Source organism: Bacteroidales bacterium, assembly GCA_023229505.1.
Lineage (GTDB): Bacteria > Bacteroidota > Bacteroidia > Bacteroidales > JAGOPY01 > JAGOPY01.
Map to the genome: position 1 here is coordinate 17,350 of JALNZD010000018.1, position 16,144 is coordinate 33,493.

A 16,144-nucleotide genomic window follows, 5' to 3' on the forward strand; every position below is an offset into this window, starting at 1 on the left:
AATTAAATATGAATTAGTTAGTTAAAGTTTTTTTTACGAATTAAGACTAAGCCAATAAATATAAAAATACCGTTAATGATTAAAAGCTCAAATCCAAAGTTATAACCATTTAATAACACTTGATCATATATGCTTAAAAAGTAGCAAAGCACAGGTGATATAAAAGCGATCAGCGGCACCCACCTGTCTTTTACCTTCCAGCGGGTAAACAGACCGAAAGCATAAAGCCCGAGCAGAGGTCCGTAAGTATAACCGGCGATCGTGAAGAGTTTGTCGATTACTGCCCTGTCATTAATAGCCCGAAAAATCACGATAACTGAGAGTAATAAAAGGGCAAAACCTGCATGGACCATATACCTGGTCATTTCTTTCTGTTTTTCAGAAAGTTTTTCATTCTTGTTTATCCCAAGAAAATCGATACTGAATGAAGTTGTCAGTGAAGTAAGGGCCCCGTCGGCACTTGGATAAGCAGCGGAAATAAGCCCGATGATGAAGATGAGGCCTGCCAGAGGCCCCAAATGGTTGATGGCAACCATGGGGAACAGATCATCTGACCTTCCGGGCAGGCTTATCCCTTTCAGTGTCGTAAACAAGTAAAGGGAAGCCCCCAGGAACAGAAAGAGGAAATTCACAAAGACGAGCACAAGGCTGAAAGAAAACATATTTTTTTGGGCATCCTTAAGGGTACGGCAGCTCAGGTTCTTTTGCATCATTTCCTGGTCAAGCCCGGTCATAACGATGGCAATAAAAGCCCCGCTGAACAATTGTTTCAGGTAAAATCGCCTGTCGTGCCAATCCCCGAAAACCATCTTTGAATATTCACTTTCCCATACCGAATTGAACATCTGCCTGAAATCCAGCCCCAGGTTTTTTGTGATCAGGTATATCGTCAGCACCAAAGCGGTCAGCATGAAAGTAGTCTGAACTGTATCCGTCCAGATGATCGTTTTAATCCCGCCCTTAAAAGTATAAAGGAGAATCAGTATGATGAAGATCATTGTGGTAACGGTGAAAGGGATGCCCCAGGCATCGAAAACAAAAACCTGTAAGACATTAACCACCAGGAACATCCGGAAAGATGCGCCGATCGTACGGGAAATGAGGAAAAAGAATGCGCCTGTCTTGTAGGACCAGAACCCGAACCTTCCTTCAAGGTATGAATAGATAGAAGTGAGGTTCAGGCGGTAAAAAAGCGGCATCAGGACGGTTGCTATAACGAAGTAGCCGAAAAGGTAGCCAATCACTACCATCATGTAAGAAAACTGAGTATCCCCAACCCATCCGGGGACTGACATAAATGTAACCCCTGAGAGGGAAGCCCCGATCATCCCGTAAGCGACAACCATCCAGGGTGATTGCTTATTACCAATGAAAAAAGCCCGGTTTGTCGCTTTCCGGGCCGTCAGCCATGTTATAAAAAATAATAATACTGTATAGAGAAGAAAGACGATCAGTATCAGGGAAGGTTTCACGGAAGGTTGGTTAGTGGTTATTGGTTATTCGGAAATCATGCATCGTGTATCGCTGTTCGATTGTTCGATTGTTCAGGTGTTCCAAATTTCAAATTTCAAATTTCTGATTATAGCTTTCTGCTAAAATCCAACAGTGACCGGAAAGAGAAATCAGTCATATTTGCTACCTGAGGATCTATTTCATCTGCAGCAATCAGTACCGTAATCATTCCCAGGTTTTTTCCGAAGATCATATCAGATACTGTATCACCAACCATCACCGACCTTGAAAAGTCAATTGCGGGAAAATCGGCCCTGGCTTTAAGGCCCATTCCGGTCCCGGGTTTCCTGTCAGGATGATTTTCTGATGCGATATAAGGACTGTAATAGGAACCGTCGATGCGGCCACCGGCTTGTTTGATTTTCTGTTTCATTTTAAAATCAATCATGATCAGACTTTCCGGACTCATCATCCCTTTTCCGACACCCTGCTGGTTACTGACAATAATAATATGGCCAAAGATTTTGCTGAGCCTGGCCAATGCTTCCAAAACTCCTTCCAGGAAATGGAAATCTTCCCATCGGGTAACATAGCCATCCGTAATACGGCTGCTGATCACGCCGTCGCGATCGAGGAAAAGCGTCCAATCATCAGTAAAAGATAAGTCTTTTAAATTCATCGTTTGCTTTTTGATAATCCTTGGGGATGCCGATGTCCCTGAAATAGGAAAAACACCGCATGCCATAAAATTCTTCAGTCTGGTAATATTTCTGTAAGAAATTCTTTTCAAATGAAAACTTTTCCGGCAAACCGAAACGAAGCAGGTAATCCTTGCGTACCACATAAACACCCCCGTTAATATAGCCTTCGTCGGGCCCTGCCGACTTTTCATAGAAACGGGTGATGCGGTTGTTGTTATCAAACTCCAGCAGGCCAAAACGGGCCGGATCTATTTCAAATCGCATGGCGAGGCAAAGATCAGCTTCTTTGATCTTACGGAAATCGTCCAATCGCTGAAGGTTGACATCGAAGTAGGTATCCCCGTTAAAAATAAAGACGGCGTATCCCTGGGCATACTGCAGAGCATTTAATATAGCCCCCCCGGTGCCAAGGGGTTCGTCTTCTTCAGCATAAATGAGCGCCAGCGATTTATATTGTTCACCGAAGTGCAGCCGGATGAGTTCTTTCTGGTAACCGACAGAAAGGATCACTCTTTTCAGGCCCCAGCGGTCAAGGAGGTCAAGCTGATATTCTAAAAATGGCCTCCCATTGATGGGGGCCATTGATTTAGGGGCATCGTCAATCACATCTTTCAGCCGGGTACCCATTCCACCTGCGAGTATGATCGCCTCTCCGGTCATCGGGGGAACAGTTTTTTTTCAATCAGTTCGCAGATTATATGCCCGATAAGGATATGTGATTCCTGTATTCGCGGGGTGTCAGAAGAAGGCACTCTGACTATGAAATCAGAGAGTTCTGCCAGTTTCCCGCCGGATTCACCGGTCAGGCCGACCGTAATGATCCCTTTCAGGCGTGCAGCCTGAAAAGCACGGATGACATTTTCAGAATTACCGGAAGTAGAAAGCCCTATCAGGACATCACCTTCAATACCGGAACCTTCTACCAGGCGGGCATAGACTTCATCAAAAGAGTAATCATTCGCTACGGCTGTGAGTAAGGAAGTATTTACCGTAAGGGCCTCTGCGGCAAGTGGTTTTCGATCGAAATAAAACCTTCCCGATAATTCCGCGGCCAGGTGCTGAGCATCGGCGGCACTGCCACCATTCCCGCAAAACAGGATTTTATGACCGTCACAAAGTGACAGGGAGCAGGTTTCTGCTATATCTCCAATCGTGCTAAGTATCTGGGCATTGGAGAGTATCTTTTGCTTGACTTCTATTGACTGTTGAATTGCTTCGGAAATGCGTTTCATATAACTTGCATACAGTTATTCGTGGATGCAAAGATATAAAGATGTAACGATTTAACGAAGTAACGATATAACGAAGTAACGATTTAACGATGTGATGTATCGATATTCGAAGTACATATTCCCAATAACCAGTAACCAATGACCACCTTACTTTTCTTTCACTACCTTCACAGTCTCCACCAGCCAGCCATCAATGGTCATTCTAAGAATATACGTGCCTGCGGACAGGGAATTTCCGTACTCGTCCCTTCCATCCCAATAAAAACTTCCCTTATCGCCAACCATGCCTGTGTTGTTGACCAGAGTCCTGACTTTCATCCCGGACATGCTGTAAACGCTGATATTTAACCTGCCATTCTCCTTCAATTCATAACTCACATAGGTTCCATACGAGAATGGGTTAGGAGAAACCTCCATCAACTTTGAACTTTGAACTTTGAACTTTGAACTTGGCGCCTCCGGCGTCCCAACCCACGGTCCATACTCATACGCTCCCATGTCCACGCTTTCGCCCCAGATGCGGGGATTGCCTGCTATATCATATTCAGGTAGCTTTATTCCACGTGGAAGATTCTGTGTACCGGCGTCGATGCAGGGGGAGCCGGCATCGATGGCATAAGGGAATTCCTCAGAGCCAAGAAACACCGGGTCATCGTCAAGGTTACCTTCGCCCCATTCCACGTAATTGAAAGGCCCATAACTGATGATGCTGTCTTTTCCATCCTCTACAAGAGAATAATTGACCCTGACTGTATCGGCCTGATCCGCTAAATCGTAATTTAAATATATCTGGTAAGGTTCATTGCCATAAAGTATGCAGTTGTAAAAGTTGATATCAGAACCACCAGTGGCGCCTACAGCTCCACCCCATGGATTGGTGGTGATGTTGTTTGCAAAGGTGGAGTTAACAATGTCCAAATAAATATCGCCAATAGTCGCAATAGCAGTAGCGCCGGGATATGGCGACCAGGGAGGGAAGTCGAAATTATCATTAAAAAGGCAATTGACAATCTTTGCGTATATCAAATCTGGTATGGTTTCTGAGCTGACAAAATATACTGTGATATGTCCCTGGCTTGTGTCGGAAGTCATGTCCGGGCCGTTTTGATCAAACTGAGTTGAATTGAATTCAATATATCGTGGAAGCTCGTAGAAATGGTTAAATGGAACAATAGTTTGTATCCCTTTACATTCTTTTATTAAAGAATTATTAATGATCAGGGTGTCGTCAGAATCGGAATAAATTCCATGGATAAAATAATTACTGGTGGCATTGATCAGGGAAATACTATCCAGGACAATTTTTTTTGAATAACCAATCGTGATGCCTCCGGTAAAATAAGTAAATGTTCCATTCCCATTTTGGAAAGATATATTCTTTACATAGGTATAATCCTGGCCGAAAGCAAATCGGGCGCATTCATATTTGTTTTCACAATCCAGGATAGTGTTTTCTCTGCTTTGGCCTACAAGGTTCACATTATTCTTGAATTGCAGCGGTGTATGTTCTCCGGTTAAAGAATTGGAATATACTCCATCAGCAACATGAACTGTTTTCAGATTAATGCTATCTGAAGCGATCTTTAATAAAGCAAAGGAGATGGTTTTAAGCGGAGTATCCGGAGTAAGCCCTGAATTCCCGTCATCTCCCGAAGGACTGACATAAAGATCGGAATTCACCTGCTCGATTTTTCCATGCAAAACTGATATAGGTGGTCGTTCCATGTGAACTCCCCAGTCGCTGAATTTCCCTATATAATAACGATCGGGATTCATTACGGTACATGTATCCAGCCAAATTTTAGCAATGGTGTCATCATATCCGACCACAATATCTGAAACCATTGAGCTGTAATTCAAATAGACATTATTCAGATTTACACTATCGAATGTGACAATTGATAAGGTAGTACCAATACCTCCGGCAACATAAGACCAATTATGTGCTATTGTATTTCCAAATAGCATTAATGATGAAGAGACACTGTAAACACCTCCGCCACACCAGGCAAAATTATACTTAAGGTGACAATTGATAATTTTGAGCTCTGAATTCTCAATATATACACCTCCACCACTTCCGTAAAGCCAAGGGTACAAATTTTCCAGATAATTTGTCCCTGTACCATGCTGTAAGGTAAACCCGAGGATACTGCTCCAGCAATTGTTTTCTAAGGAACGGATACAACTTCCGGATTGGTTTCCGTCGATTATCGTCTGGTCGATAATGGAATCCTGCTGTGAAAGTCTCCAGGTGCTTGTTAGTACGATACATTTGTCAGTAAGGTCTACATTTTCGAAATATGCCCCGGGATATACCAGGATCGTGTCACCATCAGAAGAGGCATTCACAGCATCCTGGATGACATCAAAATCACCCGTTCCATCCTGTTTTACAGTAATGACCTGGCCTTTAGCCACGGAGATATACATTAGCAACAGGAAAAAGGATGCCATCCTTTTTATAAAAGGACGGCATCCTGTTAATATAGTATAGACAGTATTTATCATTTGGTGATAATGGCTTTTTTCGTTATGGCATTACCGCAGGCTGACATGCGGATCAAATAAATCCCAGGCGTAGACCTATCAATAAACAATTTTCCCCACTGGATCGAATAATTGCCGGCCTGTTCATTCTCCGTTTGAAACGTATTGAGTTTCCGGCCGTAAACATCGAATAACTCAAAAGTGACATCAGATTCGCAGGGAATGAAGTAATCGATGTTGCAGAAATCCGGGCAGGGATTCGGATTAAAGTCAAGGATTAATGGATTGGCCCAGGAACTTGAATTGGCTTCCTTTTTAAAAGAGACCTGGTAATATTTTTTATTTTCACGAGAATTGATAGCCCTTTTTTCCTGCAAATTAGTCCTATTATTTAAAACATAATATTCATCGATTCGATCTGAGGAGCTCTTTTCATTTCCATAGTATTTTTCGAAAGTGATCATACCGCTGGAATCATTTGGCATGTAGCCCCTTATCATTGCCATCGAATCGAGTTCTTCAACCACGGTGGCGCCGATACAGGAGTCGGCAATAAATGCTCCGATTTCCAGGGGATGGTCACCGGTATCAAGTTCAATGAAAATAGGGGTGTAATCCGGTTTTTCTGCATAGGTAAAGTTTTCTGATTTTGGCAGATCACGAATAGCGCCGGAAGAAGTACCTCCCCATTGGAAAGTAACATCTTCAGAACATTCGAGGATCAACATATCGGCGTATTTCAACGGTTTTGTGATGGAGCACATCCAGTACGGTTCAAGATTTCCTCTAGGAGGTATATATCCCCATACCTTGACACAGACCCAGTCGTGGTGCTTGATCAGGGTGAGTTCATCCAGCACATCGGCCAGAGCAGCAAATGGATCCTGCGGCCAGGTAGGGTAATATCCCACCCAATTCTGATAGCCCGCATAAATGGTCAGGGGGTATGCCGGATCAAGCTGTGTGCCTTCCATAGAAAGATAGGAAATATACGAATTATTCGTCTCGAGCTTGTATCCTCTGGTACTGTATATTGCGTTTAAATCTCCTGTCCAATGCGGCCATGAAGTTGTGTACATAATATGCTCTTCCAAACCAACTAGTCTCTGGGGTGGCAGGTTGGTCATTTGCAGGTATGTTGGGAAAGGATCGATATTTACCAGGACAGGCTGGGCAGGGACAGGGTCGTTACCTACCCGGTCGAGGCGCGGGAAGGAGAGCCAGTTCCAGACTCCGAGTCCGGGTTGGAGGGCAAGTTGATCAGGTGAACATTGAACAATGCTTATGTTTCCAAGTCCCTGATTAGGAATATACAAGTAATTACTACTTTCATCGAATACCATTTTCTCAGTTGGTGATATAGGAAAAAGATCCTTAACAAAATTTTCCTGAAGATAGATATCACTACTTAACTCAAAGTCATCACATCTGTAAGAATACAAGCGAATTTGATTTTTATAGTAATTCATATCATAATGAAACATGTGTAAATAAACCATATCATTCGCCTGGTTATAATAAGTAGCAATGATGTGATCTTCCACTGGGAACTGTATTTCATGAAGAAATTCATATGTTGACGCATTATAAAATTGTATTATTGGTTCCAAAAACACAATAATGAGTCTATCATTTCTAGGCGAATATTGACATTCTCTAATTGTTTCAGATAGATAGATTGTTTCAACAACTGAGAAATTTGATGGATTAATAATAGTTACACTATTGTCTGACAATAAATAAATTTGATTCTTCACTTTATTGTAAAATAATGCATTACTATAATTTGAAGGTAATATCTGATAAGAATGAGATCCGATTATTTGGTTGGAGTTATGATCAATTTCTAACAATTTACAACCCCAGATGCCATCTTCATAGGCCAGTGCAATACAATTCCCATCTTTTAAGAGTGCGAAATCTCTTATTTCATAGGGTGAAGTCAAGCCATTGTTTTGGATCTGTCCAATAGTATAGTCCGACATATTCATAAACTCTAATACATTCCACCCACCTAAATATGTATAATTATTCTCACCTGGTTGAAATAAATTTACTTGATCTGTAGAAATTACTTGAAATTGGTCAGTATGGCCATCAACAACAGTTATTTGCGACTCCATATAATCATGATTTGAAACGACAAGTTTTTCAGAACCTGCATGATAAGCAAGATCGTAAATAGCTCGACCTATTGCAATTGAAGTGAATGAGTTATCAAATAGGTTTTGGATTGAAAGGAAAGTCTCTGATTCTGGCGAAAAATCTTGAATCCAGTAATTTTTTTGCCATGTAGGGTTTAGAACTCCTTTTAGGATATCGTCCCCTAAATGAACCTGGTGAATCAACTCCAGTGATAAAGAGTAGCTATCAATGGAATTCGCTTCGAGGTTGGAAAGAACTATTTGATCATCCCCTGCATGTATTAAATGATTGGATACTCCATTTACGGAGACAGAATTCTCAATATCAGAGCCGTAAATTTTGTATAAATTATAACCTGAACAATAAACACGATCATTCGAAGGACTACATAGGACCTGATCAACATGTGGTAAAATCAATTCTGCAACAATTGGTGAGTTGGTATTCTGACGCGTATAATCAACTATCACCAATTTAAAGTCACCTGCAGTCGTCTTTCCAACAAAATAAGCATAATGAATATTATTACCAATATAGCAAGATGATTCAGAGCCGAATACAGGAAAATCATTGATCGAGTAATTTGATATATAATTAAGTTGATTTGTATAAGGATTAATTAAAAATGCATCGAGGCATGAATTAGAATTATTTTGGCTGATACAATAAAGTCTGTTTGCTTCGCCTATATATTGCAATTTGGTTGCAATTTTATCCGATATATTATATGAGTCAAATTCGCTTAGATCTAATGGGTCTATTAAACATATCTGTCCACTTGGTGTTTGTGTTACACTACGTGTAATAGATAAAGCCAGATAGTCATTTTGGTGACAAAAAGTGACATCAAATATTTTATATTCAAAAGGTATATCATAATGGCCAAAAGTACTCATAGATGATAGATTAATTCCTACAAGACGGGTATCCCCAATTATGTGCACACTATTTTGTACCCAATATAATCTATCTAAATCAGGATTGTAATATAGGAAAGAACCTAACAGGGGATCTAAGGATGAAAATTCGTGAATAATTTGATTGTTATTACAATCAATAACCAGTAATTTATCATCCTCATTTGCACAATAAATATAGTTACGGCTATGATCAAAGGCAAGTTTATGAGTTTTTTCTATTGTACTATGAAAACCGATAAAATATCCTGTTTGTCCGACAGTGATTGCTCCTACGATTATGCCTGAAGTTTTATTGACGAGGATAATTTTTTGACCGGTATATACATAAAATAAATTGTTTATGTCATTATAAATGATACTATGTGGTGAAGCTTGAGAATTTTCATTTGGCACATATATATTTTCAAGGAAAACATCCTGGGCAGTTAAAAAATAAGAACTCGAAATAAAAATTAAAAGAAGTGTTATAAATAATTTTGCTTTCATGGCTTTATAAAATTAAGGTTAATAATCGGATTAATTACTAATAGAGGTGGTATAATTAAAAGCTATGGAGGGAAAATTTTTTCAGGAAGAAAGAGAATCAGGGAATTACTCTCTCTCTCTCTCTCTCTCTCTCTCTACGGAATTGTGGTATTTCAAACGCCATTTCATAAAGAGTTGAATATTACTCATTTCTCATTTCATGAATTGGGGGATTTAAAAATACAACAATATTGAGGGAAAAGCAAGAAAAACTTAAAACAATATTTAAAAAGAAAAACGTGTGAATTAAACTATTCACACGTTCAAATGTAAAAGAAGATGATCTAATATTTCCAGATGAATTTACAATGAAACCTGATCAGTTAACAATACGAAAATATTGGCAATCAGATAACTTCAACATTAAAAATCCCATTTTCAAATTTTCAAATTTCCAAATCACCTCCTTACTTCTTCCCGTCTTTGGTATCCATCACAGGTTTCTTATCCGTCCCTGAATTTGCCGGGGTTCCACTCTCCTTCGACGGCATAATTTTAACATTTGAGGGTGTGCCACCTTGCTGTACTTGTCCTTTGGCTTGTTGGGCTACCGGGCTCTTATCGGCATTCCAGGTTTCCGCCACAATCTTCCAGATCCCATCTTTATTTTTCTTCCAGACGTTAAGATACTTGCCATTATCTACTTTTGGCTCAGTAAGTCCGGGGAAAGTCATCGTCAAAGAATAGGTTCCAATATCAACCATAATATCCTCTCCCATAATTAATTCCGTAGTAGTTTTCTGCCCATCGAGTATTTTATAGCCTCCTTTTTGTCGCCCTAAATTATTTGAAAGGATTAGCTTGTACCCTGTTTCCTTTGCCCGGTAATTTGGCAAAGAAATAGCATCACCATCATAATATTTTTCCATAGTTTCATAACTGCCTGTTTTGACAAGATCTATCATCTCCTTGTTCATTTTCATGATTAAAGATTTCATTTCATCCCTGGATTGAGCAAAAGATCCAAAAGAGAAAAGCATAAGCAACAAAACTGTAATAGCATTAATAATCAAGCGTTTCATAATTTAATTTTATTAATTTAACCATTAATTATAACGGGTCCAAAGATAGGAAAAAATCAATTGTACAGACATTCATCTTCAGGATGAAAGAAGGAAAATCGCCACGATAGCAAGGGCTATGCCGAATGTCAGGGATAAACCGGGAATTACGCCGTAAATCAGTAATGAAATACCGACCGTGATGACGGGTGAAAGGCCGGTCATAGGTACCACGATCATTGCTTTTCCGCGGCGCAGAGCATAAACAATGGTAAGCGCACCGATAGAATTAAGGACATGTACCATCGCAGCCAGGTAAGGCCCTTTGAAACCCCAGTTAATCTCCTGGCTGAAATCGGTCATCCGGATGGCGACCGGCACAAGTATCAAAGCAGTTATGGCCATATACATAAAGATACTCTCTGCCTTCATGGTTTCATTGGCAAATTTCATTACCCAGGCCTGGATACCCCACATCAGGAACACAAGCACAGACATTAACAACCATGCATAACCGCTGATATTATCTCCGTCAGGTTTTTGATAGGATAAGAAAAAGATGGCTATGAGTGCAAGGATGATACCAGCCCATTGACGCAATCCTGCCCGCTCTTTGAGGAAGAGTATAGACAGAAAAATCGTAACTACCGGGAAAAGAGAGATAAAAGGAAAGACGATATAGGCCGGCCCGGAGCGCAATGCCTCAAACAGGATCAACTGTCCGCCTGCACCCAATAAGCCGATTACTGATCCAAGGAAAATCGATTTACGGTCAGTCTCGGGTTTCCATTTTATAATGGCCAATGCGACCAGTGCACAGGGGATCATGGTCAGTGCCCACACCGAATAGCCAAGTGTTGCCGGAAATCCCGCTTTCTCAGGGATTTCAATGAATGCACCCCATATTCCCCAGAAAATGGTCGTCGTTAAAGCAAAAAATAGCCAGGTTCTCGATTTCATCCTGATATTAATTTTAACAAAAATATCAATTTTAACTTACGAAACCTTTCTTTTAGTTTTTTTATCGTTTAATATTTGTTTTTATCTATTTCTTTTCTTATTTTTGCTTATCAGATTCTTTCGAAAGGTTTATTTATTTTTCATGATGCAATAAATTTACACGAAGATGCATAAAAAATTTCTTAAAACAGCCGGCCTGATGATCATTTTTACATTATGGCTTGGACAGGCATGGGCTCAAATATCCGTCACCGGCAAAGTGACCGGAGAAGATGACAACCAGGGATTGCCCGGGGTCAATATCACGGTTAAAGGTACAACTTTGGGTAGTGTTACTGATGCTGGTGGAAATTACCGCATCACGATAAATTCTCCTGATAATATAATGGTTTTCAGTTATATGGGCTATTTAAGCCAGGAAACCAAAGTTGGGAACCGTGCCGTGATAAATATTGTCATGAAACAGGACATCAGGGCCTTGGAAGAGGTGGTGGTTATGGGTTACAGTGAAAAGAAAAAGACTGAAATTTCAAGTGCTGTGACCGTAATGCCTGCTGAAAAACTCAGGGATGTTATCAGCCCCAACCTGACCACCATGCTGCAGGGTAAGGTTTCCGGCGTACAGATCATTAACAGCAGCGGCTTTCCCGGTTCCGGCGCCGAGATCAGGATCCGGGGGACCAGTACCCTGAATGGTAATTCGGAGCCTTTGTATGTCGTAGACGGGATCATTTCAGGTTACGGGGATCCGGGTATCGACCCATCGATGGTTGAAAGTGTAACGATCCTGAAAGATGCCGGGGCCACCGGGCTATATGGCGCAAGGGCCAATGGCGGGGTCATCATCATCAATACCAAGAAAGGATCTGGCGGTAAAACAAAATATGAGTTCTCCGCCACTGTAGGTATGAGAACGCCTGATTTCGGAAAAGTAAAGATGATGACCGGATCTGAAGCTTATGAAGCGCATAAAGGCTTATTCGTTGATTCCAACGGCTATTTTGATAAAGTCCGGTTCAATAACAACTACGATAAGTCTTTGAAAGACCGTGATTTCGATTGGATCAATGAAATTTTTACTCCCGCCATGGTCAGTAACTATTTCCTTTCAGCTTCCGGTGGTAAAGACAAATACAATTATTTCGTGGGTGCCAGTTATTTCAATGAAAAAGGCACATTTATGAACACGGATTTTCAAAGGCTGAATTTCCGGTCAAATAACAGCTATCAATTCTCCGACAGGGTCAACTTCATAGGAAATATCGACCTGAATGTGACTTCCGGTCACAGTTACGATTACATGGACATGTACTATGCTTTTCTGACCCTGCCATGGGACAACGCGTATGACGCTGCCGGGAGCCCCAAATATATTGACCAGAACACGGCCGGCTGGTATTCAAGGGATAAAATCAACCCTATCCACAGCATACAGAATTCTGATTATGCTTACAGGGGCGCATCAGCGGGATTACAGCTTGGATTGAACATCAATATTCTGAAATGGCTGAGTTTTTCCTCTTCTGCCGGTCTAAGCTACTGGAACAGCCTGGCCACCAATTCGGTATACCCGGAGGTTGCCGGCCCGTTGCACGGAATCGGAAGCCTCTACCGTCAAAACGACTTTGGATACGGAATACTCAATACAAATCTTTTCAAGCTTTCTCATTCATTTGGCGACCACAACCTTAGCGGACTGCTGGGGTTTGAAGTCAGTTATGGTTATGGTGACAGTTGGGGAGCCTCCGCTGAAGGATTACTGCCTGGGTTTAATGTTTTTAATACGGCATCAAAGAATTATAAAGTATTCGGCTCTTATGAAGAATCGGCTGTGACATCTTTCATCAGCCAGGCTAACTACAACTACAAGGAAAAGTACTTCCTGACCGGATCATTCCGTGTCGATAACAACTCCAAGTTTGCCCCGGATCATAAGACAGCCTACTTCCCCACCCTGAGCGGTTCATGGTTAATGAGCAAGGAGGAATTCATGAAGAATTCCGAAGCGATCAGCAACCTGAAATTGCGCCTGAGCTGGGGATATACGGGCAATGAAGCTATCGACCCCGGAAAATACAACGCTTTGTATTCACTTACCAGCACCTACAACGCCCAGATCGGCGCCATTCCCTTCCAGCTTCCGAATTCTGAGCTGACCTGGGAGATGACACGCCAGCTTGACTTCGGCGTAGAGATTGAGATGCTGAAAAGGTTTGAAATTATTATGGATCTTTACCAGAACAAAACTAAAAACTTACTTTTCGTGGCTCAACAGGCGTACTCGATCGGGTACGAATACAGGTGGGAAAACGCCGGAGTTGTGACTAACACCGGCGCCGAACTCGGCCTCTCTGCTAAGATTATCGAAAAAACTGATTTCGGTTGGAATTTCGACTTCAACGTAAGTTACAACCAAAATAAAGTCTCCGATATTGAAAATGCAAAGCCGAGGATCGTCGGCGGCATCGAGCAAAGGCTGGAGAACGGCAAGCCATTGTATGCATTTTACCTCCCCGTCTGGCTCGGTGTGAATCCCAGCAATGGTGAACCGCTCTGGGAACAGGTGATCAGGGATGAAAACGGGAATATTATTGACAGGGTCGCGACAAACCAGTACAGCAAAGCTGAAGCGCAATATGTCGGGTCGGCTATGCCCAAATATTATGGCGGTTTAACTACTGATTTAAGGTATAAGAACTGGTCATTGTCATTGAATTTCTCCTATACTGGCGGCAACAAAGTTTATAACAGGGACCGGACCCAATTCGATACGGATGGAGCCGAACCGCTTATGAACTGGATGGTTCCCATGGATGACTGGACGCGTTGGGAAGAACCGGGCGACGAAGCCAGCCATCCCAGGATGGGCGCCAATTCCCTTTCTTATTATCCTTCCTCCCGCTTCCTTGAGGACGGCAGTTATGTAAAATTCCGCTATGCCAGGATCACCTATCAATTACCGGGCAAATGGTTCAAGGATAAAATCGGCGGGTTATCCATCACCCTGAGCGGAGATAATCTATACACTTTCACCAAATATTCCGGTATTGATCCCGAAGCTACCCTGCGTATTACCGACTGGTCGATGGCCGGGGTAAATGACCTGAAATATCCCCTGAACCGCCAGTATAATATAACCGTCAAGCTGAATTTCTAATTTATAATATCGAATGACATGAAAAGAAATTTCAAAATATTCCTGGTCCTGGGCATTATTCCTTTCCTTCTAACTGATTGCACGAAAGAATATGACCCTTCCGATATGATAACGCCGGAAAAGCTCATCCAGATGCCTGACGGGCTGACCTATATTGCCAACGGGAATTATTCCATGTTCAAGGATGTGCTGTTCTTTAACGGCGTCCAGAACGGGAACTATTCCTACCTGCGTCAATATTTCTATCTTTCCGACTTTTCAGGTGATGATGTTGTCTGCGGCCAGGTTACTACCGACCCGCTCTTTTTGAGTTTCAACCTAAATCACGCCCCGGCGCAGGAAAACACTTCTTATTTCTGGTATGTGAGCTACAAAATGATTTCGGCCACCAACCTGGTGATCAGTTTATATGAGCGGGGTGAACTGTCAGACCCCTCTGCGAAAAATCTTCAGCTCGTCGGAGAGAATTACTTCATCAGGGCCTTTGCCCACTTCAGCATGCTGAATTTATTTGCAAAACCATATACGCACGACCCTAATGGCCCTGGAATCGTTATTCGCAATTCGGATAATGAACCTGCTCAAAAACCAAGGGCTACCGTCAAAGAGGTTTACGAATTCATTCTCGATGATTTGCGTATAGCCTCCGGGCTCATGCAACCAAATACCATCCGGGGAAAAGGTTATGCATCGGTCTATGCTGCTTACGCCCTGATGTCAAGAGCATTCCTTTACATGGAAGAACCCGATTCCGTCATCAAATATTCCGACCTGGTGATAAATTCCGGCCGTTATAGTATTACTGACGATTATCCCAACTATTTCAGGGCCGCCCCTTCTTCAGATGAAACCATCTGGTGCATCATTTTTACGGAAGTGGATGACCTGAAAAAGTTTGGCTCCATCGGTTCCATGTATTATTCCGATGGCAATTCAGGATGGGGAGAAGAATATGCTTCTGATCTCTATCGTGATCTTTTAGCTGAAAACCCCGGAGATAACAGAAGTCAATATGTAGTACCTTTACTGGATGACCAGGGTAACATCATGACCAAGACAGGTACCGGCATACGGATGTATTATATAACCAAATTTTCTTTCCAGGATGGCTCGCCGACACTCAGCTCCCCTGTCATGTTCCGCATATCCGAAATGTACCTGAACCGGGCCGAAGCATACGCCAGGAAAGGAGACGATGCAGGCGCCTTGAATGACCTGGATGCCATCCGGCAGAACCGCAACATGGCAAATAATCTTTTTAACGGCACGGTGCCAGCCGGGAAAACAGCTTTGCAAACCGTCCTTGACGAAAGAAGGCTTGAACTGGCCTTCGAAGGGCACCGGACTTTCGATGTTTACCGCAATAAAATGGATTTGAACCGGACATATTGGGGTTACCATCTTACCGGGCTGAAAGAAAGCGATGTGAACTATGATCAGCCTGCCCCAGTGAATATCATTTCATGGAACGACCCAAGAATAATTTACTATATCCCTGAAAATGAGATCAGAATAAACACACTCTGCACGCAGAATCCTTAAAATTTATATTAATCTTTAA

At 42.0% G+C, this 16,144-nt stretch carries 10 protein-coding genes; 2 read left to right on the plus strand and 8 right to left on the minus strand.

Annotated features, from left to right (window positions below; all coding sequences use genetic code 11):
• Positions 1–17: 17 nt before the first annotated feature.
• The 8 genes from M0Q51_08110 to M0Q51_08145 all read right to left on the minus strand — a co-directional run bounded on the left by M0Q51_08110 (position 18) and on the right by M0Q51_08145 (position 11,426).
• On the minus strand, positions 18–1,472 hold the full coding sequence (locus M0Q51_08110) for a sodium:solute symporter (GenBank protein MCK9399939.1): 1,455 nt from the start codon (positions 1,470–1,472) through the stop codon (positions 18–20).
• 107 nt (positions 1,473–1,579) lie between these two features.
• Positions 1,580–2,131, minus strand: a complete 552-nt coding sequence (locus tag M0Q51_08115) for an HAD-IIIA family hydrolase (protein ID MCK9399940.1) — start codon at positions 2,129–2,131, stop codon at positions 1,580–1,582.
• Positions 2,103–2,813 (minus strand): nucleotidyltransferase family protein, encoded by a 711-nt coding sequence (locus M0Q51_08120; GenBank protein MCK9399941.1) that lies wholly within the window; start codon positions 2,811–2,813, stop codon positions 2,103–2,105. The genes M0Q51_08115 and M0Q51_08120 overlap by 29 nt, the downstream gene beginning before the upstream one ends.
• Complete coding sequence (locus M0Q51_08125) at positions 2,810–3,385, minus strand: D-sedoheptulose 7-phosphate isomerase (protein ID MCK9399942.1); 576 nt, start codon at positions 3,383–3,385, stop codon at positions 2,810–2,812. The genes M0Q51_08120 and M0Q51_08125 overlap by 4 nt, the downstream gene beginning before the upstream one ends.
• A gap of 147 nt (positions 3,386–3,532) precedes the next feature.
• Positions 3,533–5,842, minus strand: coding sequence for a DUF1565 domain-containing protein (locus tag M0Q51_08130; GenBank protein MCK9399943.1), 2,310 nt, complete (start codon positions 5,840–5,842; stop codon positions 3,533–3,535).
• A 50-nt stretch (positions 5,843–5,892) separates the two neighbouring features.
• Entirely contained in the window at positions 5,893–9,426 is a 3,534-nt protein-coding gene (locus M0Q51_08135) for a T9SS type A sorting domain-containing protein (protein ID MCK9399944.1), read from the minus strand.
• Positions 9,427–9,872: 446 nt separating this feature from the next.
• A complete protein-coding gene (locus tag M0Q51_08140) occupies positions 9,873–10,487 on the minus strand; it encodes a hypothetical protein (GenBank protein ID MCK9399945.1) in 615 nt (204 codons plus the stop codon).
• Positions 10,488–10,565: 78 nt separating this feature from the next.
• Complete coding sequence (locus M0Q51_08145; protein MCK9399946.1) at positions 10,566–11,426, minus strand: DMT family transporter; 861 nt, start codon at positions 11,424–11,426, stop codon at positions 10,566–10,568.
• Between the two features lie 166 nt (positions 11,427–11,592).
• On the opposite strand from M0Q51_08145, the gene M0Q51_08150 reads away from it, so the two are divergent.
• Both M0Q51_08150 and M0Q51_08155 read left to right on the plus strand, forming a co-directional pair.
• Positions 11,593–14,583, plus strand: a complete 2,991-nt coding sequence (locus M0Q51_08150) for a SusC/RagA family TonB-linked outer membrane protein (GenBank protein ID MCK9399947.1) — start codon at positions 11,593–11,595, stop codon at positions 14,581–14,583.
• A gap of 18 nt (positions 14,584–14,601) precedes the next feature.
• Positions 14,602–16,125, plus strand: coding sequence for a RagB/SusD family nutrient uptake outer membrane protein (locus M0Q51_08155; GenBank protein ID MCK9399948.1), 1,524 nt, complete (start codon positions 14,602–14,604; stop codon positions 16,123–16,125).
• The last annotated feature ends 19 nt before the right edge of the window (positions 16,126–16,144 follow it).

Coding starts and splice junctions, on each gene's coding strand:
- M0Q51_08115 (MCK9399940.1), bottom strand. CDS start 2,131: ATGAATTTAAAAGACTTATCTTTTACTGATGATTGGACGCTTTTCCTC.
- M0Q51_08120 (MCK9399941.1), bottom strand. CDS start 2,813: ATGACCGGAGAGGCGATCATACTCGCAGGTGGAATGGGTACCCGGCTG.
- M0Q51_08125 (MCK9399942.1), bottom strand. CDS start 3,385: ATGAAACGCATTTCCGAAGCAATTCAACAGTCAATAGAAGTCAAGCAA.
- M0Q51_08130 (MCK9399943.1), bottom strand. CDS start 5,842: ATGGCATCCTTTTTCCTGTTGCTAATGTATATCTCCGTGGCTAAAGGC.
- M0Q51_08135 (MCK9399944.1), bottom strand. CDS start 9,426: ATGAAAGCAAAATTATTTATAACACTTCTTTTAATTTTTATTTCGAGT.
- M0Q51_08140 (MCK9399945.1), bottom strand. CDS start 10,487: ATGAAACGCTTGATTATTAATGCTATTACAGTTTTGTTGCTTATGCTT.
- M0Q51_08145 (MCK9399946.1), bottom strand. CDS start 11,426: ATGAAATCGAGAACCTGGCTATTTTTTGCTTTAACGACGACCATTTTC.
- M0Q51_08150 (MCK9399947.1), top strand. CDS start 11,593: ATGCATAAAAAATTTCTTAAAACAGCCGGCCTGATGATCATTTTTACA.
- M0Q51_08155 (MCK9399948.1), top strand. CDS start 14,602: ATGAAAAGAAATTTCAAAATATTCCTGGTCCTGGGCATTATTCCTTTC.